Origin of the sequence: Myxococcus llanfairpwllgwyngyllgogerychwyrndrobwllllantysiliogogogochensis (assembly GCF_006636215.1) — a bacterium.
Lineage (GTDB): Bacteria > Myxococcota > Myxococcia > Myxococcales > Myxococcaceae > Myxococcus > Myxococcus llanfairpwllgwyngyllgogerychwyrndrobwllllantysiliogogogochensis.
In genome coordinates, this window is sequence record NZ_VIFM01000479.1 from 1 (window position 1) to 3,229 (window position 3,229).

Annotated in this window: 3 protein-coding genes; all 3 read right to left on the reverse strand. The window is 69.6% G+C overall.

The window, feature by feature from the left end; translation table 11 throughout:
• Positions 1–99: 99 nt before the first annotated feature.
• Positions 100–642: a MarR family winged helix-turn-helix transcriptional regulator gene (locus FJV41_RS48530; protein ID WP_141649414.1), complete on the reverse strand. Its 543-nt coding sequence runs from the start codon at positions 640–642 to the stop codon at positions 100–102.
• Positions 643–954: 312 nt separating this feature from the next.
• A complete protein-coding gene (locus tag FJV41_RS48535) occupies positions 955–2,667 on the reverse strand; it encodes a dipeptidase (protein WP_141649415.1) in 1,713 nt (570 codons plus the stop codon).
• A gap of 160 nt (positions 2,668–2,827) precedes the next feature.
• The coding region (locus tag FJV41_RS48540; protein WP_246137897.1) for a ComEA family DNA-binding protein at positions 2,828–3,229 on the reverse strand (402 nt) is incomplete at its 5' end.

Sequence of the window (3,229 nt, forward strand, 5' to 3'; positions counted from 1 at the left end):
CGTCGAGGGCCTGCGCGGGGGGCGGCACCGGTCGACGCTCGTGGAGTTTGAATCGACCGAGCGGAGGCCCGCCGGAGGGGCGGGCCGTGACACGCCTGTTCAGCGAGCGTCCGACTTCTTCGCGGTCGGGTCGGCGAGGTCCTCTTCCGGAGGCGGTACGCCACCCAGCTCCTGGGCGAGCGCGGTGAGCACGTCCTGCGTGCAGAGGATGCGGTTGCGCGACATCCGGGAGAGGACGCGCGCCACGGCCGACTCGACGGTGCCCTCGGAGGGAACGTCCAGCCCGCGTCCAGTCTCCGTGAGGGCGAACAGCGCCTTGCGTCCGTCCAGCGGGTCCGACTTGCGCTCCAGCAGGCCGCGCTTCTCCAGCCGCTTGAGCACGCCCGTCAGGGTGCTCGGGTGGACGTGGAGAATCTGGGCGAGCGTGCCGGCGGTGATGCCCGGGAAGCGACCCACCAGGCGGATGACGAGCCGCTGCGGACCCGTGAGGCCCAGCGTCGACTCCATTCGCTTCGAGGTGGATTGAAGCCCGTGGTCCACGGCCCACAGCAGGCGCATGAACTCGAGCACTTCTCCGAGCGGCGGGCCCTTGGGCCGCTCACCTTCCTGGGGTTCAGGCTCCCCACTGGCCGTGTCCTTCATGACTTCATCTTCCCTCACCTGCCGCCTCCCTGTCTCTGCCAAGTCTTTTGAGTCGCAGGAGGTCTATCTCTTCGCGGTCCCCCCTGCCGTGTAGAATTCGTTGTGTATCAGTCACCGGCAAGACGTGGGTGAGGCTTTCAGCGCCCGCCAGGTCTGCCTTCCAAACCCCACCGCCTGAAGCCCTCGAGAGGGGCGCCCGTCTGCCCACCCCGTGGGGTGGGAGGCGGGAGCGCCCTGCCCGAGCGCCCCCGCTCGGTGGAACAACCCTGGGCGCCCCTCCCGGACCCGGGTCCGGGAAGGGGGCCGGCGGGCCTACGGGGCGGGCGCCACCGTGGGCTTCGACGCGGGCGCCGGCGCCTTCTGTGCGGGGGCCGGAGCCGGGGCCGCGACGGGCTTGGGCTCCTCGGGCTCGGGCGGCATCTCCACGCTCTTGCCGCGCTCCTGGGCGATGCGCCGGTACCAGCTGTCCGGGTACTTGGGGTGGTTCACCTTGCCCTGCTCGTCGCGGACGTTGCCGTCGATGTACTTCACCAGCAGCGTCTCCCCGAGCTTCTTCCAGCGCGCGTGGACCTTCTCGCCCTGCTGCACCGAGTAGGTGGTGAGGTACTGCCGCGCCTCTTCCGGGCTGCGCTTGTAGTGCTCCAGCGCCGTCTTCTCGATGTCGGCCTGGTCCGCGAGGAACTGGCCCTCCAGCGCGCCCTGCTCCTTGTGCACGTCCACGGAGATGTCGCTCCAGCGCGCATACGCCTGGTTGGACACCCAGTTGAAGACCCAGAAGGACGAGTCCCAGGAGAACGCCCCACGGCTGGCCACGCCCTGGGAGAAGTTCCTCGGCACCTGCCGGATGCCCGCGTACATCGGCGTGTAGACCGTCATGGACGTGTCATCCACGCCGAACCAGAGCACCCCGCCGATGGGCGCCGGCATGGAGGCGCGCATCTGCGCGACGAAGGAGAAGCCCGTCTGCTGAGTGGAGATGGCGCGCTCGTGGACGTACTTCTTGCCGTCCACCTCCCACGTCATCGGCCGCCAGCGGTAGGGCGCCGCGTAGGGGCCCGCGCCCACGTCCTTGGACATGTCGAGCGGCGTGTTGTCGAAGTGGTCCCGCATCAGCGACATCACGTCCTGCACGGACAGCTTCTTGTCCGGCTTGACCCACAGGGGCAGCCGCTTCGCCGGCGCGGAGCCATCCGCGTACTCCGGACCGTAGTTCTTCGACGGCGCCGCGCGCCGGAAGATGCTCCACACCCGCGCCTCGGAGAAGCGCTGCCCGCCGAAGTCGAGCGGGTTGTACGTCTGCGCGAAGCTGAAGTCCTTGTCCGCGCCCTTGAACCAGCCCTTCTCGCGCGCGAAGGAGACGACGTCCGGCGAGAACAGCACGTTGTCCGGGTCGTTCATCGGGAACTGCTCGATGCGCGCCTGGTTGGCGTGCGCGGTGATGTGCCCCTCCGGCAGCCGACGGGCCACCCACACCGCGCCCTTCTGACCGGCGCCCTTGCCAATCAGCTCCAGCAGCCACGCCTCCTTCGGGTCGGCGATGGAGAAGGACTCACCGGTGGACGCGTAGCCGTGCTCGGCCACCAGCTTCGTCATCACCGTGATGGCCTCGCGGGCCGTCTTGGAGCGCTCCAGCGCGATGTAGATGAGCGAGCCGTAGTCGACGATGCCCGCCGGCCCCTCCAGCTCCTTGCGGCCGGAGAAGGTGGACTCGCCGATGGACAACTGGTGCTCGTTCATGTTGCCGACGACGGAGTACGTCACCGGCGCCTCGGGGATGCGCCCCAGGTGCTTGCCGGTGTCCCACTCGATGATGTCGCGCATGGCGCCCGCGGCGTGGCGGCGCGCGGGCGTGTAGTACAGCTCGCCGTACAGCTCGTGCGCGTCCGCGGCGTAGGTCATCAGGGTGGCGCCGTCCGCCGTGGCACCCTTGTTGACCAGCATGCTGGTACACGCGAGCACGGGCGGAGCAACCAGCGCGGCCGAGACGGGCAGCGCGGTGAGCAGTCGGGGCAGTCGTCGGTTCATGGCGGCGGATGCTCTACCAGCCGGGTTCCAGATACAAACCTCACGTGCACCGCGCCTGGCCGCTCCCCCGGCGCGAAGCCGGGACTCGACAGGGCCACCGCCCGGGCCACGAGGTAGACCCGGGCGGCGACCCCACTCCCCAGTGAATGGATGCGTCGTGTCAGTTGTTCGTGGCGACCACCTCCTTTCCTTCGGGAGGCGGAGGCACCTGCTCGACCTTCAAGGTGGTGGGCCCGCTCAGCGTCAGGTGCGGCTTGAGCTTGAGGAACTTCTTGCGCCCGAAGCCCTTCACCCGCACCAACTCCTCCACGCGCTGGAAGGGGCGCTTGCCCCGGTGCTGGATGATGCGCTGCGCCGCCGAGTCACCGACACCCGGCAGCAAGTCGAGTTCCGCGGCCGTCGCTTCGTTGAGGTTCACCACGCCCGAGTACTGGGTGCGCAGCCGCGCCGCGTCCGCCACGCCGGGCTTCCCCACCAGGAGCACCAGCGCCAGCAGTCCCCACGCGGCTCTCACGAGTGGCCCCCCACCGGCGCCGCGTCCAGCCCCACTTCGGGCGCGTAC

Coding starts and splice junctions, on each gene's coding strand:
- FJV41_RS48530 (WP_141649414.1), bottom strand. CDS start 642: ATGAAGGACACGGCCAGTGGGGAGCCTGAACCCCAGGAAGGTGAGCGG.
- FJV41_RS48535 (WP_141649415.1), bottom strand. CDS start 2,667: ATGAACCGACGACTGCCCCGACTGCTCACCGCGCTGCCCGTCTCGGCC.